Raw genomic sequence first — 23,728 nt, forward strand, 5'->3', positions numbered from 1 at the left:
CTCTTAAGAGATTAATAAAAACCGACCCAAACAAGTTTCAATTAAAAGGCTTTTCCTGCCAATTTTTTTCTGGTTTGCCGATGGAAACTGATTTGCAGAACCCCGGCCTGAAATGCGGCCTCGAAGTGCATCAGCAGCTTGACACAGGAAAGCTGTTCTGCAGGTGCCCGTCGGTGCTCAGGGACTACAAGCCCGATTTTTCCGTGAGAAGGAAGCTGAGGCCGGTCGCATCAGAACTCGGCGAATTCGACCTGGCCGCATTGGAGGCATTCAGGAAAAACCTCGAATTCGTTTACGAGGGCTACAACGACACGACCTGCCTCATAGAGCTTGACGACGAGCCGCCGAAAGCCGCGGACAAGGATGCGCTTGAAACGGTTTTGAAAATCTGCATCATGGCTGGCGCGGACATTCTTGACGAGGTCATTGTCATGCGCAAAACCGTGATTGACGGCTCGAACACTTCCGGTTTCCAGCGCACGATGCTCGTTTCCCTGGGCGGAAAATTGAAACTGAAAAACAAGGAGCTCGGCATCCAGACCATTGCTTTGGAGGAGGATGCCTGCAGGCCGTCGCAGAAAACCGGCAGCGAGGTTTTTTACAGGCTCGACAGGCTCGGCATTCCCTTGATAGAGCTTGCCACGGAGCCAGGCATAAAGTCGCCGGAAGAGGCCAGGGAAGCCGCATTGAAGATCGGCGAGCTTTTCCGCAGGACGTGCAAGGCGAGGCGCGGCCTCGGCACGATTAGACAGGACCTGAACATTTCGATTGCCGAAGGGGCGAGGGTTGAAATCAAGGGAGTGCAGAACCTTGATTTGATGGACGAATTCGTGCGAAGGGAAATCCTGCGCCAGCAGAATCTCATCGAACTGCGCGAACAACTCCTGATGCTCGGCGTTTCCGAAGAGGATTTTGCGCTTCCCCCTGAGGACATCACGCCTATTTTTGCCGGAACCAATTCGGGGCTGCTGAAAAAAAGCCTTGAAAAAGGCGAAAGCATTCTTGCAATCAGGTTCCCGAAAATGGTGGGCCTGCCGGGAATGGAACTGCAGCCGAACCGCAGGTTCGGCACGGAACTGTCAGACCATGTCAAGGCGAAAGCTGGGTTGCATGGCCTGATGCATTCCGACGAATTGCCCGCTTACGGCATTTCGCACGAAGAGGTTTCGGAAATAAGGAGAACGCTTGGCTGTTCCGAACACGACGCATTCGCATTCGTGGTCGGCCAAAAGGAAAAATGCGTTTCCGCCTTGCAGGCTGTTTCGGAAAGGTGCGTTCAGGCGCTGAAAGGCGTGCCCGAAGAAACGCGCAACGCATTGGATGACGGGAACACTTCCTACAGCAGGCCTCTGCCGGGCGCCGCAAGGATGTATCCTGAAACGGACATTGCGCCTGTCCGAGTTGACAAAAAATTGCTGAAAGAACTTGAAAAAGACCTGCCATTGACGGTTGAAGAGCGCCTGGACCTTTACAAAAAGCGCGGCCTGAGCGGCAAGCTTGCGAACGAAATGGGGCTTGACAATTTCGCGGCCTTTTTCGAATCATTGCTGAAAAAAGGCTTCAATGCAACAACCGCGGCAGTGTTCCTGCTCGAAGGCCTGACACAGCTGAGGCGCGAAGGCCTTTCCGTCGACGGCATTTCAAATGAAACGATTGAAAAAATTTTGTCGGCGGAAAAATCCGGAAAAATCCTGAAAGACGATCTGCTTGAAACCGCCCGAAGCGTGCTGCAGGGCAAAAGCCTCGATGGCGCGGTCAGGGAAAAGGCGGACGGCAAAGCGGGAAACAAAGAAATAGAGGAAGCGGTCAAAAGGATTGTTGAACGGAATGCCTTGCTCATCAAGGAAAAGGGAACCGGCGCGTTCGCCGCGCTCATGGGCGACGCTATGAAAGAGCTTGGCGGAAAAGCGTCCGGAAAGGACATTTCAGAGGCGTTGAAAAGGGAGCTGCGGAAAAATGCCGGAACCTGATTTCGAAAAGCTTGCGCGGAAATTCGACAAGAGCGCAATGCTTGCAAAGCTTGACGGTTTTCCGGAACAGGCAATGGATGGCTGGATGCTTGGAAAACGCTTCGGGGCGCCGGAAGCGCTGGCCGGAAAAAAATTCGGCAAAATATTTTTCCTCGGAATGGGCGGATCGGGAATAGCGGGCATGATTGCCAAAAGCCTGCTGGAAAAAAAATGCCCCATTCCCGCATTCCTGGCCGGAACGTATTCCCTGCCGGCTTTTGCGGACAAAAATTCGCTCGCAATAGCTTTAAGCTATTCCGGCAACACTGAGGAAACGCTTGCCTGCGCAAAAGACGCGAAGGAAAAGGGCATCGAAGTGATCGGCATAACCTCAGGCGGCCTGCTCGCAAAGGAAAACCGGCACAATGTAACCGTGCCCGGAGGGTTTCCGCCGAGAACCGCGACCGGCTACACGCTTTTCGCCTTGCTTGCAGTGCTTGAAAACCTCGGCATAGCAAACTTCGGCCCTGACGCGGAAAAAGCAATCGCCCTGGCCGGGAAGAAAAGGGAACTGTTCAGGACGCGCGGACAGGAAATCGGCAAAAAGCTTTTCAAAAAAATTCCGGCAATCTATTCAAGCGAATGCCTTGAACCGATTGCATACCGGTGGCACACCCAGCTCGCGGAAAACTCCAAGACGTTCTCGCATTGGGCTGTCCTGCCGGAACTCAACCACAATGAAATCGTGGGATACATGCCTTTCGAGGAAAAACTGTGCTTTGTTCTGCTCCGCTCCGGAAATGAGAACGCGCGCATGAAGGAAAGGCTTGACCTCACCAGACGGATTTGCGCAAAAAAAAGCCTTGTGGAAGAGGTTCTCGGCGGAGGCGAAACCAGCCTTGAAAGGAAAATTTCGCTCATGCTCATCGGCGATTACGCGTCATATTACCTTGCCCTGCTCAACGGCTTGGACCCCACGCCGGTTGAAAACATCTCTTTCCTGAAAAAAAGCATCAAGGAAAAAGGCTTTTTCTGAACAGTTCCTTAGTGCAGCCTGAAATGGAAGTTCCTGTGCTGTGCGAAAAAATGGTAGTATGCCGCGCCCGCGGCGATTGCCGCGAAGCCGGCAAGCATTACTTCAAGCCTGAGGCTCGCCATCAATGCAAGCGAGGCGATTATTCCAAACAGCGGCAGAACCGGGACATTGAAAATTGAAATCGGTATCCTGAAGCCCCTTTCAAGGTCCGGCCTTGAAAACCTGAGCCAGATGACGGAAAAGTTGACTATTATGAAGACCGCGAACAGCAGGAAATCCGTTGTTTCGGCGATGAATTTTATGTCACCTGAAAAAATTGACATCCAGGCCAGGCCCGTGACAAGGAAAACGGAAAGCCACGGCACCTGCGCCTTCTTGCTGACCATGCACAATTGTTCCGGCAAAGCGCTGCCCTTCGCCATGCCGAAAACAAGGCGCGAAAGCGACAGCATCAAAAGCAGTACAGTGCTGCCGGTCGACAAAAGCGCGAGCAAGCCGATTACTCCGAAAGCATTGGCACCATAAGCCTTTGCGGCCACGTCCGCCAGCGGAGCCTTTGACTCGGCAAGGCCATGCGCGCCCAGGACGCCCAAGGCCGAAAATGCGACCAGAATGTAGATGACAGTGCTTATCACGATTGCAAGCAGCAGGGCCCTTGGAACGTTTTTGCGCGGGTTTTTCGCCTCCTCGCTCATGCGCGTTATTTCCTCAAATCCCAGGAAAGCGAAAAAGACCAGGGCCGCACCGGACAAAATGCCGCCCGCCACAGGCTCGGATGGAATGATTTTAACGTTCCCGAAAAAAGGCAGTGAGATGGCGATTATCGCAAGCAGGCCCAGGACCTCAAGCAAGGTCAGGGTTATGCCGATGCGCATGGAAAACTTCACGCCAAACAACAGGACAAGGCAGCCGAAAATGATTATCAAAAACGCTGCCTGAAAAGCCGGAAAGCCGAAAACGCTTTCAAAGTAGCCGCCGAAGCCCAGGGCAACTGCCGCAATTGACACAATGCCCGCAATAGCCGTCATCCAGCCGGCAAGAAAGCCGAACCTGCGCGAAAACGCATGCCTTACATACTCGAATTCGGCCCCGGATTTCGGGAACATCGAGGAAAGCTCGGAATAGCTCAAGCCGGTTAAGCCTGCCACAATCGCGGCTATGACAAAGGAAACCCAAAGGCCGTCGCCCGCCAAAGCCGCGGCCTTGCCGATGAGCACGTAAATGCCCGCGCCCAGAATGACGCCGACGCCCATCAAAGTCAGGGACAAAAGGCCGAGTTGGCGTGAAAGCCTTGCGTCCCTGCACAACTTGTTGACCATAATGCCACCGGCAAAAAAAAGCAATCCAGCTTAATAATAAAAACACTCAACAGATATTAAATATGCGCTCCGAATCCGGGCAGGGCTCGCTTGAATATTTACTGCTTATCGGCGCGGCCGTCCTTCTCGCTGCAATCGCAATAATACTGCTGTCCGGCGCGGCACAGATGGGAAAGGAAAAAACCGAAAGCTCGGAGCAGGAGCTGGCAGACGCGAGCGCGCCGCTCAGGGCCCTGGCCACAGGCGAATTCGGCACGCCGACATTCCAGGGGCTCATATACCACTGCGAGTTCGATGATTCGCTGGAATGCGCGGATTTCGACAAAAACCCTGTTTTTCCAGGCCAGTCAGCCGGAACAACCTACGTGCCCGGCATAACGGGAAAGGGCCTTGTTGTTGATGACGCGCACGCCACAATCCTGGCGTACAATACTGCCGGAAACTTCCAATTGGAAGGCGGAACCGTACTAATGTTTTTCAAGCCGGCGTGGAACCCCCTTGACGGGAAAGCGCACACTTTTTTCGATTTGAGCAAAGGCGGAAAATACTTTTACCTGTCAAAAAGCAGTTCGAACAATGACGTGACAGCGGTGGAGAAAATTGTTTTCGGCCTTGAAACCTCCGACGATTCGGATTACAGGCTTTTCGCCGACCCCGCGAAAATAAAGCCGAACCAGTGGAATTTCATTGCCGCCACATGGAAATACGGTTCGGGCGGAAAAATGGTTGTCTACCTCAACAACGAAAAGATTGCCGAAGGCGACACTTCAAGCCAGGGACGAAAACTATCCGATCCGGGGCAAACGCACCCTGAAGGCCAGGTCAACAACGAAATGTTCGTAGGATACACCACAAACCTCTACAACAGCGGCCCGTTCAATGCCCAGACATTAGGCATAAAAGGAAGAGTCGAAGGCGAAATAGACGAACTCCAGATTTACAGGCGCCCGCTCATTGAAACCGAAATAAGGCAGATTTACAACCACTTCAACAAATAGCGGACAACGCCCAAGGCAAAAAAAAACTGCAATCACACCATCTTGCGCGCGCCCTTTTTCATCGAGCGCAAACACTTCTTGTGCCAATACTGGCCCATCCACTTCTTGTCCGAGCCGGAGCCGCCGCACAAGGAACAGGTTTCATTGTACTTGCCCCCGCCATCACCGCTTTCAGCATTGGCTTCATTGCCAGCAGGCTTTTTCTCTTCCGCGCCATCCGGCTTTTTGCCGAAAAGTTTTCCAAGCAGACCCATGCTAACCGGAAAAGAAAACGCATTCAGGATTTTTAATTATTGCGCATGCAAAGGCGAAAACTCATTCCGAAACTTCAACTTTGCCGGAAGCCTTTTTCACGCCCGAAGAAGGCCAATAGCTCGTGAAAGTGAATGCCTTGTCCGCTACGAATTCAACCGACTGCGATTTTTGCGCATCGCTTTTCCGGTATTTCACCGAAAAATAATCGCTTTTGATGTCAAGCCCGCCGTAGTATATGTCCTCGTCATTGAAATTGAAAGTTATCTTTACAGTCTCGCCCCTGCTCACGCTAATGGTTGAAGGGTCAAACCTGTGGTCGTCGGCGAGAATTGAAAACTCCTTTGTTTCAGGCGCGGGCTGTTCCACTGCAACAGGTTCCTGCACGACGGTTTCATCGCCGCCAGTTCCGCTTTCCGGCGCGGGCATCGCATCTTCAACAACAGGCTGTTCCTGTGCCCCCGCTTCGGGCGAAACGTTTTCCTGGATTGCCGGCTTTTCCGCTGCGGGCGCCTGCGCCTGCCCAGAATCACTGCCGGATTTTTCAGCCGCTTTCTGGCCCTGCGCGCAGCCGGACAACAGCAAAGCCAAAACAAGAGCCAACGCAAAAAAGGCAAAAGCGTTTCGAGAAAAATGCATGAATACAAAACCTGCAAAACCGTATTTAAGAATTTTTCCAGATTAGCCCTGGAGAGATTCGAACTCCCGTCTTCGGGTCCAAAGCCCGACATCCTTGGCCGCTAGACTACAGGGCTTCTAAACGCTCCAAATTCGCTTAAAAAGATTGTCTGGAAGATAGCTTTTATAAGTTAATTATGGGGGATTATTTCCTGCGGACAATGGGAGTGTAGCTTAGCCTGGTGGAGCACCCGACTGATAATCGGGCGGTCGGCGGTCCAAATCCGCCCACTCCCAAGCCCAGAACCTGTGCAAATAAATAATAGTTCGCCCTATTTTTTTCAGCTTGTGGTTTGCATGGCGGAATCCAAAAAGAAGGCTTACGTTGTCGACAACCTCAGCGTCAAGGATTATGGCAAAAGGCTTGAGCTGAGGCTTTCCGCAAAAAAACCGGGCAAAAAGAAGGCAAAGGAAGCCAAAGTGAAAAAAGCCCGGCCAAAAAAATCTTCATCCAGGGCCGCGCCAAAGCATTCGGTTGAGACTTTGAAAAGGCTTATAGCGCAAAAAGCTTCATCTCCAAAGCGGGGGGCGGGTCAGGAGTTCCCTAGAACTGGGGAGGGGGGCACCCCCTCCGCGGTTCGGCTGGAGGCGTTTCTGAAAAAGGTTGAAAGGCGCGTCAAGGCGGGCAAGGCAAAAAAGCCTAAAGCTTCTGCAAAAGCTGTTGCGAAGAAAAAAGGCAAAAAGCCCAGGCATCACAAGGCAAGGGTTATAGTTTTGATTGAATCTCCGCCCCAGCTGAAAAAGGAGAAGGCTGTCATCAGGCGCACGATTGGCGAGATTGTCGACAGGAAAGAGGATTATCTGCCGAAAGGCAGCAGGCTTGTCCTGGCAAACAACGACATTGCAAGGAGATGGCACCGCTTTTACCGCGCTTCCGGGGTTCCGGAGCCGTTCTGGTTTTTGTACAGCGTCATCCGCTCCGGAAAAGTCCAGCCTTCGCTTGGGCTCATAAACAATTATTACAGGATTTTCCCCTTCGATTTGGAGTCAAGCGAATTCAGGCATGAAATCATTGCAATCCGCGGGCGCGAGAGGATTGCGCCTTCGCCGGGAGTCCTTGACAGGAAACCCGAATCGGAAAGGGATTTGCATGATTTGGAGGAAGGCCTTGCCTTGCGCGAGGTTGTGAGGTTCAAGGAAGAACAGCAGCGCTATCCGGGCGAGGACGAGTTTGACAGGATTGCGGACAACATTGTCGAACAGCTGCAGAAATCCGCTTTGGAGCCGGAGAATGAAACCGAAGAGGAAAGCAAGGCGATTCTCGACGAAACCCCGAAACCCAGAAGGCACAGGCACAGAAAATAAAAGGGCGTTTTTTTGATGAAATTGCCAAAGCCGGTTTTTTTCGCTTTTGCATTGCTTGTCCTGCTTTCGGCGGTCTTCGCGCAGGTTTCTGTTGTCGAAGTGTCTCCGCAGCTGAAAGCCAAAAACCTTGAAATCGAAATAATCCTTTTGAACAAGTCGGATTCTGACGAACAGGCGCGCATAAGCTTTTTTTTCGACGGGCAGGTTTCCGACAACTTTGAGAAGATTCCTGGCCAGGGCACCAAAAAGCTGACTTATGAGGTGAGAAGCGTTTCCCCCGGCAGCGTGCTATTGGAAATTGAAAGCGACGAGAACAAAAACTTCGAGTTGATTGTGCCATTCGACCTCGCCGACGGAAAGGTTGCGGTGAAGGAAATTTCCTCGGAGGAAAAAAGCGCGTTGTTCCGCTCGCAGAAAGGCGAAACCGAAAACTTTGAGAAACTGAAAAGCGTTTTGCGCGGCTATCTCGGCGAAGGGTACGCAACAATAATCTTTCTCGCCCTTGTCTTCATTGCAATAGCCCTTGTCGTCGGCTTCAAGGCATTGAAAAAGGACGCCGATTATGCGAAAAAGGAAAAGGAAGTAAAATCAAACATGCTTCTACTCGGCGAATTGGACAAAATAAAGGAAAAAAGGGCAAAGGAAAATTAGCGGTTACCTGCGCCAAAAAAATTGGTCAAACATTATCCCAGACCTGGACAAAGTTGTCCACGAGCTCGTCGACAAAGCTTTCCCTGTAGCCTTTGAGGAGTTCGGCCGTGCCTACGGGATCTGAAATGAAATAGGCTATTTTGCGGCCGCGCTTGCGCTTGCCGACAATGCCTTTCGACAGCAGTTCGTTCATGTGCCATGAAACTGTTGAAGGGGACAATTCGCATTTTTTGGAAATCTGGTCGTTTGCCGCGCGCTTCTTTTCAATCAGGAAAAGGACTATCCTCCGCACTGTCGGCTTCCTGAGGAACGACATCAAAACCTGCTTGTCGCCAAGCTGCGGCCCCCTCACGGAATAAAACCTTGAGAACTTGCCGGTTTTTTCAATCCGCACAAGATGGTGGCGCTCAAGCACCTGTAAATGGTATTGCAGTGAGCCGACTGCCATTCCGCTCCGCCTCTGGAGCTCGCGGAAATGCAGGCCCGGGTTTTCCTCTATCGCCTTGTAGAGCCTGTCCCTGCTTTGCAGTTCCAGCGCCTTTTGGCCTTCGTCAACTGGTTCCGGCATTTTGGTCACTGCTTTTTGAGCACCGCGAAAAACAACGCAGCCAATATGAACAAGTCAAAAAGGCTCAGCGTGGTTTCGGACATGAACCTGCCCGGGCTGAAGAAAATGTCGGCCAGGGTGAGCAGGATTTTCAGCGAAAACAGGCCGAACGCGCCGGCGAGGAAAAAGAATTTTTTCGAGCCGGTTTTTTTCAGCGCAAGCCATGACAGCGCGAGAAGCGCGGATGAAAACAGCAAAACCACGAATTTGATGGGCACTTCCAGGTCGAGGGCAAGCTGAGTCACCGGCCGCAGGAAGTCCCACGCCTTGCTTTGCGCAAAAGCGGCGGACGACAGCAAAACCATGAAAGCAATCGGCAAAATTCTTTTCGACAAAAACATCAGGAATCCTCCGGAACAAATTATTCCAATTTTGATGCAAATAAAATGAACCAAAAAAAAGAAAAGGGCGGAGGAAGGGAAAAAAAGCCTTCCAGCCAGCCTTTTTGGGATTGTGAGGTGTCCAAAAAAGCAACCTATACATATAGGCTGCCGGGCGCTTATAAAGGAGTTTTGGTACAATTTATGCCCTGGTACAAAAACCGGAATTTGCCTATTTGAGCAGTTTGGCGAATTTTTCCCCGAGCTGCTTTGCGTCGGCCTTTCCGCGCAGTTCGCGCATCGCCAATCCGACCAGGAAGTTCAAGGCCTTTTCCCCGCCATTTTTGTAGTCTGCCGCGGCGGCAGGGTTTGCCGCGACAACCCTTGCTATTGCCGCATCAACATCCCCCGAGCCGGCGTCCTTCAGCAAATCGTTCTTTTTGAGGAAATCCAGCGGCTCGGCTTTTTCATTGACGTACGCAATCATCGCTTCCTTGGCGTTCTTTTCTGAAACTTTTCCCTGTTCGAGCAGGCGCAGTAGCCCCGCAATCTTGGCTGGTTCAAGGTTCAGCCGCTTCAGGTCTAGGCCCGAGCGGTTTGCGATTGCAAGAAGCTCGCGAGTCAGGAAAGAGGCTGCAAGCTTTGGCTCAACGCCTTTCGCTGTTTCCTCGAACAGCCTTCCAAGCGTTGCGTCGGATGAAAGCACTTTTGCCGTATAATCGTCCAATCCGAATTCCCTGCCGAAGCGCCCCGCCTTATTGGAATGCAGTTCCGGCAGGCCTTTCTTGATTTCATGCAGTTCCGCTTCCAAAACAACGGTTTTGACCAGGTCGGAATCAAAAATATAGCCGTAGTCGTCCTCGGTTTCCTTCAGCCTCAGCCTTTTCGTCACAAGGCCTTTCTCGTCAAACGACCTTGTTTCCCTTTCAACTTTTTTCCCCGCTGACAGAACCTTTCTCTGCCTCGCAATCTCGAATTCTAGGGCCTTTTCGACAAACCGGAAGCCGGAAATGTTCTTGACTTCGACGCGCTCGGAACCCTCGATTGAGGCGTTCGAATCGACTTTCAAAGTGTTCTTTCCCTGCTCGAAAACTTCCAGGTATTCGAGCATTTTGAGCAGTTCGTCCAGGAATTCGCGCGTTTCCTCCGGCTTTCCGAAATCCGGTTCCGTGACAATCTCGCACAGCGGAATGCCGGAACGGTTGTAGTCGATAAGGGAATAGGCCGAGCCGTGAATGCCGCCCTCGTGCACCAATGCCGCGGGATCCTCTTCCAGGTGGATGCGCCTTATGCGGATGGTTTTGCCGGATGGCAGCTTTACACTGCCGTTCTCCCCGACCGGAATCTCGAACTGCGTTATCTGGTAGTCCTTCGCCAGGTCGGGATAAAAGTATGTCTTGCGGCTGAAAAAAAATTCATTGTTGACCCTGCAGCCCAGTGCAAGGCAAAGCTTCAATGCAAAGTCGACGGCTTTCCTGTTCAGGACCGGCTTGCTGCCCGGCATGCCAAGACAGGTTTCACAGCAATGCGAATTCGGCTCAGCTTCGGCAGTGGAACAGCCGCAGAAAAGCTTTGACTGCGTGTCCAGCTGCACGTGCACTTCTAGGCCCATGACTGGCGCGGGCCCGGAAACCTGTTCAACCGAATAATTGTCAACTGCATTGAGCAGTTTTTGCGGCGCAATTATTATGCCCGCGGTTTCAATTCCGGCATTGAAGCTTATCTCATTGTTTGAAAACAATGGTTTGTCGAAAATTTTTTTCACGCCATCAATCACGGGCGGGACGAGGCCTACAACGCAGCCGGTGTGCTTTTCGACTTCCTCGGAACTTGCAAGCCGGACAAGCTTTGCATTCGCGATTTGCACCAGCCTTTTCTCGTCAACGCTCCGGTCACCGGACAGGACAACCAGCAACGGCTTTCCGTCCACGATGTACAGCAGGGTCTTGGCAATCTGCCTGAGCTGCACGCCCCTGACACGCGCACTGTCAACCGGTTTCCTGGCGGGCGCGTGCTCCAAAAACCTGAACTGCAGGCCTTTGCCTTCAAGCCAGCCTTTCACCCATGCGCCCTGCTTCTGCCCTTGCATAAATCATCCCTTCAGGTCAAATTTTTTGTAAAACGCTTCAGTGACTTTCCCGTTCGACGCGAAAACAAAGCTGTCGCCAGGCTTCCACTCCAATCCTTTTTCGTTCAAGACCTTTCCGCCGGCTTCCCGCACAATGACGGCGGCCGCGCAGATGTCCCACGGCTTGAGGCCGAAGCACCAGAAAAACTCGCTTTTCCCTTCCCCTACACTGCAGATGTCCAAGGCCGCGGAGCCAAGCACATGCAATGATGCAACCTCCGAATTGAATCTGCGAAAATTTTCAGTGTTCTGTAACGGCTTTCCGTAGCGCCTTCCCGGAAAACCCGTGCGGGCAAATGCATCGCCCATGCGCGAAATTTCCGACACAAAAATCTTTTTCGAATTCAAAAAAGCGCCTTTCCCCTTTTCCGCCGTGAAAACCTTTCCAAGCTGGGGCGCGAGCACCACACCCAAAACCGGCCGGTACGCTTCAACAAGCGCGACGCAAATGCAATGATGTTCAAAACCGCGCGAAAAATTGTGCGTGCCGTCAATCGGATCCACAACCCAAACTTTGCCGGAAAAATCGTCGTGCTTTGATGAAAACTCTTCTGCACAGAAAACCGCATGCGGAAAATCCTTTTTTATTACGGACATTATTTTCTTTTCAGCCTCAAGGTCTGCCTCGGTGACTATCTCCTTTTCGGTCTTCATGCGCGACACCGCGTTTCCAAAAAAATTTTTCACGATCTTTCCAGCTTCCTTCGCCGCCTTCAGCGCGGTTTTCATTTCAGTTGTATAAGTCACTTTACCGCCTCCGCGCTTGAAGCAAGGCTGAAAAGCGTTTTTTCCTGCAGGTGATTTGCCATGAGCATCATGCCGACCGGCAGGCCATTTGAGAATCCGGCATTGACGGAAACGTGCGGTATGCCGGCCAGATTCGCGGGAACCGTGCACAGGTCCATGGCATAGTTTTGCATCGGAGACAATTTTTCGATTTCAGAAAACTTGGGCGCAATTACCGGCATTGTAGGGCAGAGCAGTGCGTCGAATTCCTTGAAGGATTTCTTGAATTCCGCAATCAGTCTGGTGCGCACCTTCATCGCCTTGAGGTAATAAGCATCGCGGTAGCCGGACATCCTGGCAAACGTTCCAAGGATTATGCGGCGCTTTGCCTCTTCTCCAAAATGTTTGCTCCGCACTTTCGAAAAATATTCGTCGAAGTTGCCTTCAAGGCTTTCCTGGCAGCCGTAGCGGATGCCGCAGTATTTTGCGAGGTTGGTCGAGGCCTCGGAAACCGCAATCAGGTAATACGTGGAAACTCCGAACTCCGAGTTCAACGGCAGTGAAACCTCGCCCACTTTCGCGCCGTTTTCCTTCAGCCGGTCAACGCCCTGCATGACAACGGATTTGACTTTTTCGTCAATGCCTTTTCCGAAAAATTCCTTCACAAGCCCTACCTTCAATCCCTTCACGCTTTTTCCGGCGGCAGCCAAAAAATTTTCCGCGGGCTCGTTCAGCGAAGTCGAATCGTTTTTGTCGTGGCCCGCAATGCATTCAAGCATCAGCGCGGCGTCTTCGACGGTTTTCGCCATGGGGCCGATTTTGTCAAGCGAATTCGCATAATCCAGCAGGCCGTACCTTGAAACCCTGCCATAGGTAGGGCAAAAGCCGACAACGCCGTTGAATGAAGCCGGTGCCTCAATGCTGCCGCCCGTGCTCTCGCCGATTGAAACGTGCGCATGCTCTGTCAGGGCAGTGAAGCCTCCGCTTCCGCCGCTGCTTCCGCCGCACGACCGCGTTTCGTCAAAAGGGTTTTTTGGAACTTCAAAGCCGAGGCCTGTGTTCACGCTGAAAGTGCCGAAACCGAATTCGTCCTGCACGGTCTTACCGATTATGACTGCGCCTTCAACTTTCGCCCGCGCAATGCAGGCCGCGTCAAACAACGGCTTGTAGCCGGAAAGAATGCGGCTCCCCGCCCTAGTCTCAACGCCTTTCACGCACAGGCAGTCCTTCACTGAAACCGGCAGGCCGAAAAGCTTTCCTTTGGCCCCGCCATCCTTTCGCGCCTTGTCAAGCAGTTTTGCCTGCTCCAAAGCCTCTTTTTCGGAGACAACGCAGAAATGGCGGAATTTTTTGTTCGATTTTTTTATTTCTTCGAGGATTTTGTGCGTGTGCTCTTCAACCGAAACATTGCCACGCAAAGCGTCTGAAACGAATTCCCTTGCGGACTGCGGTTTCCTTGTTTTCAATCGCACCACGTTTGTTCAGCGGATTTTCGCCTTGAGGCCCTTCCACCACACGCCGTCAGACTTCATTGCCTCTTTGAAGATTTTTTTCGCGCTATCCGTTTTGAGTTCCTTTCCCGCGCGCTCAAACCATTCCACGCATTTTTTGTAGCCGTTGTCGAAATACTCTTTTCCCTGCAATGCAACTTCCAGAAGGTCAGCGTCCTTTGCAATTATCGCCTCAGCCGTTTTCTGCGCATTGAATTCCCGGAATAGTGCAAGCAGTCCCGTGCCGATGTCCTCCGGCAATTGTTCCGACTGGTGCCTTGCCGCAAGGTCTTCGGCTTCGGTCGAATCAATGTAATGCTGTGCGACCTTATGCAGATCGGTTACCCTCGCCTCGGGCATGTCATGGAAAACGCTCATTGCCGCGGCCTTATCCGCATCTGCCCCTTCAAGCTTCGCCAAAACGAATGCAATCAATGCCGTGCGGTGCGAGTGCTCGGCGATGCTTTCAGGATTGTCAATTCCGGCAACCCACCAGCCCGAGCGCTTCTTGTATTTCAAGGCGCCCGCCTCGAAAAAATAGTCCGCGATTTTTTTGTAGTCCGGCAATCACACCACCTTCGGGCCCCTGAAATAGCCGTCCTTTTTGTGCCTTGCGTTGGACAGCGCGTCTTCCTGTGAAAGGCTTTCCTCAACCTTGTCCTCGCGGAAAACGTTTTTAAGCGGCAAAGGCTGGAACGAAGGCTGCTCTTTTGAAACGTCGAGCGTGTCAAGCTTCGAGAATGCCTCAACGATTTCCTGCAGCTGGGGAAGGAATTTTTTCGCTTCCGCGGCGGTCAGGTTTAACCGCGCATTTTTTGCGACCTTCAGAAGAAGCGCATTGTCAACTTTCGGCTTTGGCATAGACAAAAGTGTAGCTTGAAAATGTTTAAAAACCAGAAACAGTCAGGCCTTATCCTTTTTGCCCGGAAGGCCTTCTTCGAGGTCGAGCTTTATGCTCAGCTCTTTGAGTTGCCTTGCACTGACTTCGCTTGGCGCGTTGTCCATCATTGAAATGCAGGCCTTGTTTTTCGGAAAGGCTATCACTTCGCGGATGCTTTCGTTGCCTGTAACCATTGCAACCAGCCTGTCAAGGCCGAAGGCTATTCCACCATGCGGCGGGGCGCCGTATTTGAAGGCTTCCAGCAAAAAGCCGAATTTTTTCTGCGCATCCTCCCGCGATATTTTGAGGATGTCGAAGATTTTTGACTGCAGTTCCTGCGAGTAAATCCTGAAACTGCCGCCGCCGAGCTCGACGCCGTTCACTGCAAGGTCGTACGCCATTGCCTTTGCCTTTTCCGGAGACCTGTCAAGCAAAGCTATGTCCTCTTTTCTCGGCGAAGTGAAAGGGTGGTGCATGGCATTCCACCTCTGCTCTTCCTCGCTCCACTCGAACATCGGAAAATCGGTTATCCAGACGAATTTGAAGTCATCGGGTTTCACAAGCTTCAGTTCATCGCGCAAATGCAGCCTTAACGCGGACAATGAATCGGAAACGATTTTTTCCGGCCCCGCGACAATGAGCAGGAGGTCGCCTTCCTTTGCCTGCAGTTTTTGTGCGATTGCATCCAGGATTTTTTTGTCAAAAAACTTTGAAACCTGCGAGTCCAATCCTTCCCTGGTGACCTTTGCAGTAACGAGGCCTTTTGCCTTGAAGACTTTCGCCGTTTCCTCGAGTGTTTTAAGCTGGGATTTTGAAAAGTTTGCGCAGCCGCTTGCATTGATGCCCTTCACTTTGCCGCCGTTGCGCAGAATGCTTTTGAATACCTCGAAATTGCCTTTGCCTGCTTCCTCTGAAATGTCCGCAAGCTCGAGGCCGAACCTTGTGTCCGGCTTATCGCTTCCAAACCTAGACATTGCCTCGTCAAAGGTCATGCGCGGGAAAGGCGTTTTCACGCCGATTCCGAGCGAGGTTTTCCAAACGGCTTTCACCATGCCTTCCATTATTGAAAAGAATTCCTCGCGCTCGGGAAACGACATTTCCAGGTCGATTTGCGTGAATTCCGGCTGCCTGTCCGCCCTCAAATCCTCGTCGCGGAAGCATTTTGCGACCTGGAAATAGCGGTCGAAGCCTGCAACCATCGACAACTGCTTGAACAGCTGCGGACTCTGCGGCAGGGCAAAAAACTTTCCGGCATGCACCCTGCTCGGAACAAGATAGTCGCGCGCTCCCTCCGGAGTCGACTTCGCCAGGACAGGGGTTTCGATTTCAATGAAGCCCAAAGCGTCAAAATAGTCCCTGACTGTTTTCACTACGCGGTGCCGCATAATGAGGTTTTTCTGCATTTCCGGCTTGCGCAAATCCAAATAGCGGTATTTCAGCCGCATGTCCTCGTTGACAGGAATCCTTGACTCGATCGGAAAAGGCAGTGCCTCGCTTTCGTTCAGTATTTCAACGGTGTCGGCGACGATTTCAATGCGGCCCGTCGGAATTTTCGGGTTTTCCGTGCCATTCGGCCGCTCCGCGACCGTTCCCTGCACTGAAACGACAAACTCGTCTTTCAGCTTTGCCGCAACTTCATGCGCCTTTTTGTTCACTTCGGGATTGAAGACGACCTGCGTTGTCCCGTACCTGTCGCGCACGTCAACAAAAGTGAGGCTGCCGTGGTCGCGCCTCGTTGCAATCCAGCCGTTCAAAACGACCTTCTTGCCCACGCTTTTTTCGTCAAGCCCGCCGCAGGTATGCGTCCGTTTCATGAAAATCCGACTACAATTTCTCGCAAAAAGGGCTTTTAAAGGTTTTCAGAGCGCGTGCCCGCGCGCACTAATGCCTGCGCTAAGCGAACTCCGCCATCGTCTTCTGGCCTTTCTTGGACAAGGGCCTTGCCGGAACCCCCAGCCGTCTTTGCACAAAGCCAGCGAATTCCTTTTCAAAGCCGTGCATTGTCAGAACGAGTTTCGGCGAGCATTGCTTCACGTATTCAAGCAAACCATTGAAGTCCGCGTGGTCGGACAACGGAAAAGTCTTGTCAAAAAAGCCCCTGTGCTGCCAGCCCGTGCAGAAAGCGGAAACCACTTTTTTGCCGGTTGAAAATTCCAGCGCCTGGAACAATTGCGGGCTTGCAAGCGAGGGCGGCAGGATCAGCACATTCGAGTCCTTGAGGTTGTGGTCAAGCTTCAGGTATTCACCGAGCTTGACGCCGCATTGCCCGTAAACCTCGTTGTTGCCGAAAACCGATTCGTGCACCAAAGGCGTCTGCTTCGAATAATTGTTCACGGTCGCAGTGAGTTCCTGCGCCTTGCCCGCCGCATACCCTGCCAGCACGACAAACCTGTTTTTTTCCGCGTTCTCGTCAACCCATTTTCCGATGTCCGCGTAAACCTTTTCCCTGTCGGGAAAAGAATACTGGGGCAGGCCGAAAGTCGTTTCCATCACCAGGACATCGGCCTTGAGCACTTCAGCGCCTTGCTGGATCAGGGAATCCTGAAATTTGAAATCGGATGTGAAGGCAATGCTTGAACCGTTTTCCATCAGCACCTGGCTTCCGCCGAGGATGTGGCCGGAGTTGTGCAGGCTCACTTCGAAGCCGTTTATGTCAAACTTTTTTTTGAAAGCCATTCCCTCAAGCCTTGCAGTGCCGGCTTTTTTGTAAATGTTTTTCACCAATGCAAGGGTTTCATTTGACATCAGGAAACGCGTTTTTTTGTTCAGGGAAACGTGGTCGGAATGGCAGTGTGAAATCACAGCCGTTTCCGTTTTCGGCGACCTGTGGGGGTCGATGACGAATTCCTTTCCCGGTTCTATGGCTATGCCGTTGTCGAAAACAAGCTGCATGTTGGAAGGCCTGGAAAGAATAGGCGCTTCCAAAATTTAAAGGCGACGGGCAAGGCGAAAAAAAAGCCCCGGACCGGCAGGCGCAAGAATTTAAACCAAAAAAGGCATTATTGTAACCGCTTTTGCGGGTTTTTGCATGGAATTACAGCTGTCAGAATTCGAGAACAGGCTTGTCGAAAAAATCAATGCTTTGCACGACGCAGTTTCATCCAAGGACTGGCGTTCCTTTGCCGCACAGGATTTTGCGCGCTCGCTCGGACATTCCGTTGCCGGCCTGCATGAACTGAAAAAAGTGTTCGAGGACACAGACTTTTATTTGAAGCACACGCAGAAGGACAGCATAGACTTTTCGCCGCTGTTTTTGGAGTTCGCGCGCACGGTTGGAGTGCTGGAGCGCAACCTCGAACTTGAAAGCAGGAAAAGCGAAATGCAAACCATTGTCAACGAGCTGGAAAAAAGCGGGGTGCCGGAACTTTACTCGTCAATGCAGGAAAAGGTTTTGACCATTCTCCTCAGGTGCCGCTATTTTGCGGAAAGGGTTTCAGTTGCGGCAAAAAAGGACGAACTGCCTGCGTTTCCCGGAAGGCAGACTTCCCAGCACCTGCTGGATTTGCTCAAAGCCAAGGAAACCGAATTGCAGGAAGTGAAGGAAAAGTTCGAAAGCATGCGCAAGAAAAGCTTTTTTGGAATGGTGCAGGAGGAAACTTCCGCGGACCTTGAAGCCGAAATCGCCGCGGTTGGAAGAAGGCTCGGCGTGCAGGCAAAAGAGCTTGAAACAGGCTTCAGGGAATTCAGGAAAAAGGTCGAGGCAATGCAGTTCGAGTTCACGGAGCTTGAAAGGAAGGCAAGCGTTTTGGATGAATCGACCGACGACTTCCTGGTGAAGCAATCCGACCTCATGACGCTACTGAAGAAGGAACGCGATTACGCGAAAAAAGTGATTGTCGACATTGAACATGAAACCATGAAGCTGCGCTCGCAGTATTCAAGCGAACTCATCCATTTGCAGGAAAGCAAGCTTGCCGCGAAACGCGAGGCGGAGGAAAAATTGTCGCACACCATAAATTCCCTGATCGAGGAAGTCAAGGAAAAAGACGAACTGCTGAGGCATTTCAGGGGCATTGTGTCTGAAAGGGAAAAAATGCTTTCCGAATCGGAAAACAAGAACAAGCATTTGCACGCGCACTTCCAGGCGGAAAAGCAGAAGCTGGAGGAAAAAATCGAAAGCCTCAGGGAAAAGCGCGCGGGCAAAAAGGCGAAAAAATAAATGCTAGGAAAAGAATGAAATGAATATCAGACGGAGGGATGAAAAATGCGCGAACCATCGGGAAGAAGGCCTTCTAGGCGACGCAGTGAAGGACAACCACCAGGCAGAAGTGGCGGCGATTCAGCAGGCAGAAAAGATTTGGCTAGGGCGTTTAGTATTGCTTTAGATGCTGGGTTTAACAGCAGGGATCCTTATTGGCGAGACAGATTCGCTGACAGGCTTGTGCAGTGGATTGCGAAGGGTACAATCACAATAAATGATATAAGCGAAATAGCCGATGAAGATATGGCTGAAAGAGTAAGAAAACGTCAAAGATAACCCTGACAACTTTAATTGTTCGCCCAAAAGCAGCCAGTGTCAAGCGATTTTCCACGCCAAGCGATAATTCAAAAAATTTTCTGCAAATCATCAAAACTGTCGCCTTTTCCCACAACTTTCGCCTTGCCTTTTTCCACGAAGATTTCTTTCGGCCTCGGCCTCAGGTTGTAAAGCGATGCCATTGCAAATCCGTACGCGCCCGCATTGAGGAAGGCAAGCGTCTGCCCTTCTTTCGGCACGGGCATTCTGCGCAGATGCTTTTTGCTTTCAGTGAAAACATCCGTCGACTCGCACAAATTGCCGGCGACCAAAAACTCTTTTGTTTCCGCAGAGTAAACGTTTTCGCACACCAGTAGCTCGTGGTAGCTGCCATACAATGCCGGTCTCGCCAGCGTATTGAAGCCGGCGTTGACGCCGATTATGGGAACGAATTTTTCCTCGACTGTATTGATTTCCGCCAAAAGAATGCCGGCATCGCCGACAACATACCTGCCCGGCTCGATCTTGATGCCCGCGTCAAGCCCCGATTCCTTCATTTTGGAACACAGGCCTTTTGCATACTCTTCAATCGGAAACGCCTTGTCCTCTTTCCTGTATGGAATGCCCGGCCCGCCGCCGAAGTCGATGAATTCAAGCTTTGCCTTTGTTTCCTTTTCAATCTGCTTTGCAAGCGCAATCGTCTTGTCAACGCCCTTCAAGAATACGGGCAAATCATCGCCAAGCCAGCCGGAGCCGAGATGCTGGTGCAATCCCGCAATCTTCATTCCGCTTTCAGCCGCAAGCCTGTAGGCTTTCAAAACATTGTGTTCCGGCACGCCGAACTTTATGAATTTGCCCGCGGTTATCACGTTCGGATTCAGGCCGATGCCCATTCCCTCGCCGGGATTCCACCTGCATGAAAACTTTCCCTTGTAGCCAAGCTTTGCCAGCCTGTGGATCTGCGAAACCGAGTCAACGTTAATTTGCACGCCAGATTTGATGAGCTGGCTGAAATCGTCATCGGAAACCGAAGTGCCCGTGAACAAAACTTCTTCAGCCTTGAAGCCGGCATTCAATGCAAGCATTGCCTCCTGCGGGCTCGTCGCGTCAACCTTAGCGCCTTCCGCCTTCAGGAGTTTGAGGATTGAAAGGTTAGCATTCGCCTTCATCGCATAATGGATGTCGAACTTCCCGTCGGAATGCTTTTCAAACGCTTTTTTGACGCGCAGGAAATTCTGCCTTATGCGCTCAGGATTGTAGGCATAAAGCGGGGTGCCGAACTCTGCGGCCAGGCCTGCTGCGTCAGCGCCCGCGAACAGGAGCCTGTTCGCCTTCACTTCCAAATGCCCTTCGCTTTCAAACCATTGCCTTTGCATCCAGCTCGCCCTCGAAAACCTTCTGCGCCGGGCCCTGCACCAGCACGTTCCCGTCCTTTCTGATCTTCAAATCCCCGCCCGGATTGCTCACTATTATCCAGTCACCCGCTTTCAGCGTTCCGGAGGCAATTCCCGCCAATACGATTGCAACGGAACCTGAGCCGCATGCAAGAGTTTCGCAGTCCCCGCGCTCGTGCACCCTCATCCTCACGTGCCTGTCCGAAACAATGTTCACAAACTCCGTGTTCGTGCGGCCGGGCGCAAAGTTTTTGTGGTATTCAATCTTGTGGCCGATGCGCTCCAAATCGATTTTGTCGACCGGCTGTCTGGTGAATATTACGGCATGCGGGTTGCCGACATTGACGAAATCGTAATTGAACTTTTCGCCATCGATTTCAATTGCCGAGTCCTTTGCCTCAACCTTCATGTCCCCGAAGAATTCGGTCTGCACGATCGCCAGGTTTTCCGCCTTGTCAAACGATATTATCTTTGCCTTGACTGTTTTCGTGTCCGTTTCGATGGAAAACTCTTTCTTCCCTGAAACAAGGAAAAATTCAAGCGAAACGCAGCGCAGGCCGTTGAAGCATTCCTCGGCCCTGCTGCCGTCTGCATTGAAAACCGTCATCCGGAAATCCGCCTTCTTCGACGGTCCCAGCACCAACACTCCATCAGAGCCGACGCCAAACTTTCTCTTCGAGAAAGCCTTGGAAAACGCTGCCTTCATTTCGTCCGGCAGCGCCTTCGCCTTCAATTCGTTGAGGACAATGAAATCATTGCCGAGACCGTGGATTTTTGAAAACTTTACGCGCATTGTGAACCATTCATCCGCATTGCATCAGTTCCATGACAGACATTTTATTCCGAAAGCCTTTTTGCCGCTTCTCTCACCCTTTCAATCTGCGGAACCAGCGCAAACCTCGCCCTGTCCTTTCCCGGATTCACGCCGCCGACGGTTTCGCTTATCAGGTTGCCCGGCACGGAGTTTATGCCCTTTTCCATGAGCAGCCACTCGCAGAATTTCTGCGGCGAGGAAAAACGGGCTGGAATTTTTGCCCACAGGAAAAACGTTCCCTCAGGCATCATGAACTCGCAGCCGATCGCATTCAGCGCGGGCGCGATTATGTCAAGCCTTTCCTTGTAAATCTTTCTCATTTCAACCGGATGCCTTTCATCGGAAAATGCCGCGGCTGACGCCGCCTGGATGAAAGATGCCACGCCCTGCACTGACTTGTCCTGTATGCGCTTGAAGGCATTGAGCAGAACCGGATTCTTTGACGCAACAAAGCCCGTGGCATAGCCTGTCATCATGCTTCGCTTCGACAAAGAATTGAGCACGATTGCGCAATTTTCACTTCCTTTGATTTCAAATATGCTGTGAGGCGGCTCCCCAAAATACAGGTCGGAATAGCATTCATCCGAGACAAGAACGATTTTGTTGTCGTTGCAGAAATCAACTGCTTCCTTCAGCTTTTCCTTTGCGTAGATTTTCGCCGTAGGGCTCTGCGGCGAGTTCAGGAACAAAATCTTCGACTTTTTCACGGCGCTTTGCGGAATGCTTTCGAAATCCGGCTCGAAATCGTTTTCGGGCAGGAGATTGTAATAGTGCGGGATCCCGCCCGCGATAATCGTGCCTGACGAGTAAGGAGGATAACCCGGATTCGGCACTATCGCGTGCTCGCCTTTTCCCGCGTCAATGAACAGCCTCGGAACCACAAAGCACGAATACTTGGCGCCATAAGTCGAAACAATCTCGTTGGCTGAAACGGAAACATTGAACCGCTTTTTGAGCCAGCCCGAAATGCTTTCGCGCAAATCGCCTGTTCCGGCAGTGACCGGATAGCCGGAACATTTTTCCTCGTCGACCGCCCTCTTGCAGGCATTGCGGACTATTTCAGGCGTGGCATCAGTGGGATCGCCTACGCCGAAGTCTATCAAGAACTCCTTTCCGAATTTTTTCTGCGCGAGTTCCTTGCCTTCGTCGACCGCCTTGAAAGGATAGGGCGCCTCAAGCAGCCTTTTAGCGTTCGGGTTGAGCCTGTCCTCAAACATGAAAAAACATTCCAAAACCGGTTTTAAGGATAGGGCACGGAATTGTTTAAAAAACCGTTTTCGCCGATCGCAGGCAACTGAATAACAATTAAATAAGCTTCAGTGGAACACTTTTAGCAATGGCAAACGGCACGATAAAAGTCGGCCTGATCGGCTTCGGCACGGTCGGGGCAGGTGTATACAGGCTTCTCACTGAAAAGAACGCCAAGCTCTCCGAGAGGATCGGCACAGGGCTCGAAGTGAAAAGAGTCTGCGTGAAAAACGGGTCGAAAAAGCGGCCGGTCGACATTCCAAAGGAACTGCTTTCAACCGATTTCAGGGAAATAATCTCCGACCCCGAAATCGACATTGTCGTCGAGGCGATCGGCGGCACGACCGACGCGAAAAAAATCTTTGACGGCGCAATCGCGAACGGCAAGCACATCGTTACAGCCAACAAGGCGCTGCTTGCCGAACAGGGCTACGGGATTTTCAGGAAGGCTAAGGAAAAAAACGTGCTCATAGGCTTTGAGGCGTCCGTCTGCGCCGCTGTTCCGATCATAAAGGTTTTGCGCGAAAGCCTTGTCGCAAACGACATTCAGTTCGTCCACACCATAGTCAACGGCACGTGCAATTACATTCTCACGAGAATGTCCGAGGACGGCATGGACTTTGCCCAGGCACTGAAGCTGGCGCAGGAAAAAGGCTTTGCGGAAGCCGACCCGAAACTTGACATTGACGGAAGCGATTCCGCGCACAAGCTGGTGCTTTTGGCCCTCACAGCGTTCGGCGCGCACATCACGGAAAAAGACATCCTGAAGGAAGGCATCACGCAGATAACGGAAAGGGACATAGAGTACGCGAAAGAGCTTGGTTACACTATAAAGCTATTGGCAATCCTGCACAACAACGCGGGAAAGCTTGAGGCGAGAGTGCATCCGACGCTTCTGCCGAAAGACCACATGCTTGCCGACATCCGCAACGAGTTCAACGCCATTCAGGTGAAAGGAGATGCGTGCGGCAGCCTGCTGTTTTCCGGAAAAGGGGCGGGCATGATGCCGACAGCTTCCGCAATGGTTTCAGACATAGTCGAAATAGCGAAAAAGATCGCACGGCATGCCGTGAGAAGCGAATCGATAAAGTTCGACTCGATGAAGCTTGAAGGGCTCGACGAAATGGAGACAAGGCATTACCTTCGCTTTACGGTCGTGGACGTTCCGGGTGTCATGGCAAAAATCTCCAAAACCCTGGGCGACAGCGGCATAAGCATTGCATCTATAATCCAGAAGGAAAGGTACGGCGAAGGCGAAGTAGTGCCGGTAGTGCTGACAACGCATGCCGCAAGCGAGAAAAAAATAGGCGAGGCGCTCAGGCAGATCGACAGGCTCGACTGCATAAAGGCGAAAACATTCAGGATAAGAATGATAGAATCATAAAAAGCCGGTTTCGTCCGGCTGGTCCGAAACCAAGGCTTATTGCCGATGCAATAAGCCGGGTAAGGCAATAGGCCATAAAAGCGCGCTACGAGA

At 51.8% G+C, this 23,728-nt stretch carries 23 protein-coding genes and 2 tRNA genes; 9 read left to right on the forward strand and 16 right to left on the reverse strand.

What is annotated here, in order from left to right; all coding sequences use genetic code 11:
• Nucleotides 1–80 precede the first annotated feature (80 nt).
• Both gatE and HY394_04975 read left to right on the forward strand, forming a co-directional pair.
• Entirely contained in the window at nt 81–1,970 is a 1,890-nt protein-coding gene (gene gatE / locus HY394_04970; protein ID MBI4053360.1) for a Glu-tRNA(Gln) amidotransferase subunit GatE, read from the forward strand.
• Nucleotides 1,957–2,985, forward strand: coding sequence for a bifunctional phosphoglucose/phosphomannose isomerase (locus HY394_04975; GenBank protein MBI4053361.1), 1,029 nt, complete (start codon nt 1,957–1,959; stop codon nt 2,983–2,985). Before gatE ends, HY394_04975 begins: the two co-directional genes overlap by 14 nt.
• A gap of 8 nt (nt 2,986–2,993) precedes the next feature.
• On the opposite strand, the gene HY394_04980 is transcribed toward HY394_04975, so the two are convergent.
• A complete protein-coding gene (locus HY394_04980; GenBank protein ID MBI4053362.1) occupies nt 2,994–4,304 on the reverse strand; it encodes an amino acid permease in 1,311 nt (436 codons plus the stop codon).
• Nucleotides 4,305–4,366: 62 nt separating this feature from the next.
• Between HY394_04980 and HY394_04985 the strand changes: the two genes are divergently transcribed.
• The gene (locus tag HY394_04985) at nt 4,367–5,302 is read left to right on the forward strand and encodes a LamG domain-containing protein (GenBank protein MBI4053363.1); all 936 of its coding nucleotides are present in this window, start codon (nt 4,367–4,369) and stop codon (nt 5,300–5,302) included.
• Nucleotides 5,303–5,334: 32 nt separating this feature from the next.
• Here the strand turns inward: HY394_04985 and HY394_04990 are convergent, their stop codons facing one another.
• The 3 genes from HY394_04990 to HY394_05000 all read right to left on the reverse strand — a co-directional run bounded on the left by HY394_04990 (nt 5,335) and on the right by HY394_05000 (nt 6,309).
• Nucleotides 5,335–5,556, reverse strand: a complete 222-nt coding sequence (locus HY394_04990) for a hypothetical protein (protein MBI4053364.1) — start codon at nt 5,554–5,556, stop codon at nt 5,335–5,337.
• Nucleotides 5,557–5,617: 61 nt separating this feature from the next.
• A complete protein-coding gene (locus tag HY394_04995; protein MBI4053365.1) occupies nt 5,618–6,157 on the reverse strand; it encodes a hypothetical protein in 540 nt (179 codons plus the stop codon).
• A gap of 79 nt (nt 6,158–6,236) precedes the next feature.
• Nucleotides 6,237–6,309: transfer RNA gene (locus tag HY394_05000), tRNA-Gln, on the reverse strand.
• An 86-nt stretch (nt 6,310–6,395) separates the two neighbouring features.
• On the opposite strand from HY394_05000, the gene HY394_05005 reads away from it, so the two are divergent.
• The 3 genes from HY394_05005 (at nt 6,396) to HY394_05015 (ending at nt 8,188) form a co-directional block, all read left to right on the forward strand.
• Nucleotides 6,396–6,469: transfer RNA gene (locus tag HY394_05005), tRNA-Ile, on the forward strand.
• Between the two features lie 60 nt (nt 6,470–6,529).
• Nucleotides 6,530–7,537: a hypothetical protein gene (locus tag HY394_05010; protein ID MBI4053366.1), complete on the forward strand. Its 1,008-nt coding sequence runs from the start codon at nt 6,530–6,532 to the stop codon at nt 7,535–7,537.
• Nucleotides 7,538–7,552: 15 nt separating this feature from the next.
• The gene (locus tag HY394_05015) at nt 7,553–8,188 is read left to right on the forward strand and encodes a hypothetical protein (protein ID MBI4053367.1); all 636 of its coding nucleotides are present in this window, start codon (nt 7,553–7,555) and stop codon (nt 8,186–8,188) included.
• Nucleotides 8,189–8,213: 25 nt separating this feature from the next.
• Here HY394_05015 and HY394_05020 read toward each other — a convergent pair whose 3' ends face one another.
• The 9 genes from HY394_05020 to HY394_05060 form a co-directional block, all read right to left on the reverse strand.
• Nucleotides 8,214–8,756: a winged helix-turn-helix transcriptional regulator gene (locus HY394_05020; protein ID MBI4053368.1), complete on the reverse strand. Its 543-nt coding sequence runs from the start codon at nt 8,754–8,756 to the stop codon at nt 8,214–8,216.
• Between the two features lie 5 nt (nt 8,757–8,761).
• Nucleotides 8,762–9,100, reverse strand: coding sequence for a hypothetical protein (locus tag HY394_05025; protein ID MBI4053369.1), 339 nt, complete (start codon nt 9,098–9,100; stop codon nt 8,762–8,764).
• Nucleotides 9,101–9,347: 247 nt separating this feature from the next.
• Nucleotides 9,348–11,204 (reverse strand): Asp-tRNA(Asn)/Glu-tRNA(Gln) amidotransferase subunit GatB, encoded by a 1,857-nt coding sequence (gene gatB, locus HY394_05030; GenBank protein MBI4053370.1) that lies wholly within the window; start codon nt 11,202–11,204, stop codon nt 9,348–9,350.
• A 3-nt stretch (nt 11,205–11,207) separates the two neighbouring features.
• Complete coding sequence (locus HY394_05035; GenBank protein ID MBI4053371.1) at nt 11,208–11,990, reverse strand: inositol monophosphatase; 783 nt, start codon at nt 11,988–11,990, stop codon at nt 11,208–11,210.
• Nucleotides 11,987–13,444, reverse strand: a complete 1,458-nt coding sequence (gene gatA / locus HY394_05040) for an Asp-tRNA(Asn)/Glu-tRNA(Gln) amidotransferase subunit GatA (GenBank protein ID MBI4053372.1) — start codon at nt 13,442–13,444, stop codon at nt 11,987–11,989. The genes HY394_05035 and gatA overlap by 4 nt, the downstream gene beginning before the upstream one ends.
• A 6-nt stretch (nt 13,445–13,450) precedes the next feature.
• Entirely contained in the window at nt 13,451–14,026 is a 576-nt protein-coding gene (locus HY394_05045; GenBank protein MBI4053373.1) for an HD domain-containing protein, read from the reverse strand.
• Nucleotides 14,027–14,320, reverse strand: coding sequence for an Asp-tRNA(Asn)/Glu-tRNA(Gln) amidotransferase subunit GatC (gene gatC / locus HY394_05050; GenBank protein MBI4053374.1), 294 nt, complete (start codon nt 14,318–14,320; stop codon nt 14,027–14,029). It lies immediately after the preceding gene.
• Between the two features lie 42 nt (nt 14,321–14,362).
• Nucleotides 14,363–16,153: an aspartate--tRNA ligase gene (gene aspS, locus HY394_05055; protein MBI4053375.1), complete on the reverse strand. Its 1,791-nt coding sequence runs from the start codon at nt 16,151–16,153 to the stop codon at nt 14,363–14,365.
• 79 nt (nt 16,154–16,232) lie between these two features.
• Nucleotides 16,233–17,231, reverse strand: coding sequence for a hypothetical protein (locus tag HY394_05060; GenBank protein MBI4053376.1), 999 nt, complete (start codon nt 17,229–17,231; stop codon nt 16,233–16,235).
• A gap of 136 nt (nt 17,232–17,367) precedes the next feature.
• Between HY394_05060 and HY394_05065 the strand changes: the two genes are divergently transcribed.
• Together HY394_05065 and HY394_05070 are read left to right on the forward strand one after the other, a co-directional pair.
• Nucleotides 17,368–18,498 (forward strand): hypothetical protein, encoded by a 1,131-nt coding sequence (locus tag HY394_05065; protein MBI4053377.1) that lies wholly within the window; start codon nt 17,368–17,370, stop codon nt 18,496–18,498.
• Nucleotides 18,499–18,543: 45 nt separating this feature from the next.
• Nucleotides 18,544–18,816, forward strand: coding sequence for a hypothetical protein (locus HY394_05070; GenBank protein ID MBI4053378.1), 273 nt, complete (start codon nt 18,544–18,546; stop codon nt 18,814–18,816).
• A gap of 68 nt (nt 18,817–18,884) precedes the next feature.
• Here HY394_05070 and lysA read toward each other — a convergent pair whose 3' ends face one another.
• From lysA to HY394_05085, 3 genes are read right to left on the reverse strand one after another with little or no spacing between them, the layout of a single operon-like run.
• Nucleotides 18,885–20,171, reverse strand: a complete 1,287-nt coding sequence (lysA, locus tag HY394_05075) for a diaminopimelate decarboxylase (protein ID MBI4053379.1) — start codon at nt 20,169–20,171, stop codon at nt 18,885–18,887.
• Nucleotides 20,152–20,982, reverse strand: a complete 831-nt coding sequence (dapF, locus tag HY394_05080) for a diaminopimelate epimerase (GenBank protein ID MBI4053380.1) — start codon at nt 20,980–20,982, stop codon at nt 20,152–20,154. The genes lysA and dapF overlap by 20 nt, the downstream gene beginning before the upstream one ends.
• Nucleotides 20,983–21,026: 44 nt before the next feature.
• Nucleotides 21,027–22,220 (reverse strand): pyridoxal phosphate-dependent aminotransferase, encoded by a 1,194-nt coding sequence (locus tag HY394_05085; GenBank protein MBI4053381.1) that lies wholly within the window; start codon nt 22,218–22,220, stop codon nt 21,027–21,029.
• A gap of 119 nt (nt 22,221–22,339) precedes the next feature.
• Here HY394_05085 and HY394_05090 point away from each other — a divergent pair, with 119 nt between their 5' ends.
• Complete coding sequence (locus HY394_05090) at nt 22,340–23,635, forward strand: homoserine dehydrogenase (protein MBI4053382.1); 1,296 nt, start codon at nt 22,340–22,342, stop codon at nt 23,633–23,635.
• The last annotated feature ends 93 nt before the right edge of the window (nt 23,636–23,728 follow it).

Source organism: Candidatus Diapherotrites archaeon, from assembly GCA_016205145.1.
GTDB lineage: Archaea > Iainarchaeota > Iainarchaeia > Iainarchaeales > JACQJH01 > JACQJH01.

What these genes read in the sequence shown, in the direction of transcription:
- gatE (MBI4053360.1), top strand. Translation starts at nt 81, where the DNA reads ATGGAAACTGATTTGCAGAACCCCGGCCTGAAATGCGGCCTCGAAGTG.
- HY394_04975 (MBI4053361.1), top strand. Translation starts at nt 1,957, where the DNA reads ATGCCGGAACCTGATTTCGAAAAGCTTGCGCGGAAATTCGACAAGAGC.
- HY394_04980 (MBI4053362.1), bottom strand. Translation starts at nt 4,304, where the DNA reads ATGGTCAACAAGTTGTGCAGGGACGCAAGGCTTTCACGCCAACTCGGC.
- HY394_04985 (MBI4053363.1), top strand. Translation starts at nt 4,367, where the DNA reads ATGCGCTCCGAATCCGGGCAGGGCTCGCTTGAATATTTACTGCTTATC.
- HY394_04990 (MBI4053364.1), bottom strand. Translation starts at nt 5,556, where the DNA reads ATGGGTCTGCTTGGAAAACTTTTCGGCAAAAAGCCGGATGGCGCGGAA.
- HY394_05010 (MBI4053366.1), top strand. Translation starts at nt 6,530, where the DNA reads ATGGCGGAATCCAAAAAGAAGGCTTACGTTGTCGACAACCTCAGCGTC.
- HY394_05015 (MBI4053367.1), top strand. Translation starts at nt 7,553, where the DNA reads ATGAAATTGCCAAAGCCGGTTTTTTTCGCTTTTGCATTGCTTGTCCTG.
- HY394_05020 (MBI4053368.1), bottom strand. Translation starts at nt 8,756, where the DNA reads ATGCCGGAACCAGTTGACGAAGGCCAAAAGGCGCTGGAACTGCAAAGC.
- HY394_05025 (MBI4053369.1), bottom strand. Translation starts at nt 9,100, where the DNA reads ATGGTTTTGCTGTCGTCCGCCGCTTTTGCGCAAAGCAAGGCGTGGGAC.
- gatB (MBI4053370.1), bottom strand. Translation starts at nt 11,204, where the DNA reads ATGCAAGGGCAGAAGCAGGGCGCATGGGTGAAAGGCTGGCTTGAAGGC.
- gatC (MBI4053374.1), bottom strand. Translation starts at nt 14,320, where the DNA reads ATGCCAAAGCCGAAAGTTGACAATGCGCTTCTTCTGAAGGTCGCAAAA.
- aspS (MBI4053375.1), bottom strand. Translation starts at nt 16,153, where the DNA reads ATGAAACGGACGCATACCTGCGGCGGGCTTGACGAAAAAAGCGTGGGC.
- HY394_05060 (MBI4053376.1), bottom strand. Translation starts at nt 17,231, where the DNA reads ATGCAGCTTGTTTTCGACAACGGCATAGCCATAGAACCGGGAAAGGAA.
- HY394_05065 (MBI4053377.1), top strand. Translation starts at nt 17,368, where the DNA reads ATGGAATTACAGCTGTCAGAATTCGAGAACAGGCTTGTCGAAAAAATC.
- HY394_05070 (MBI4053378.1), top strand. Translation starts at nt 18,544, where the DNA reads ATGCGCGAACCATCGGGAAGAAGGCCTTCTAGGCGACGCAGTGAAGGA.
- lysA (MBI4053379.1), bottom strand. Translation starts at nt 20,171, where the DNA reads ATGCAAAGGCAATGGTTTGAAAGCGAAGGGCATTTGGAAGTGAAGGCG.
- dapF (MBI4053380.1), bottom strand. Translation starts at nt 20,982, where the DNA reads ATGCGCGTAAAGTTTTCAAAAATCCACGGTCTCGGCAATGATTTCATT.
- HY394_05085 (MBI4053381.1), bottom strand. Translation starts at nt 22,220, where the DNA reads ATGTTTGAGGACAGGCTCAACCCGAACGCTAAAAGGCTGCTTGAGGCG.
- HY394_05090 (MBI4053382.1), top strand. Translation starts at nt 22,340, where the DNA reads ATGGCAAACGGCACGATAAAAGTCGGCCTGATCGGCTTCGGCACGGTC.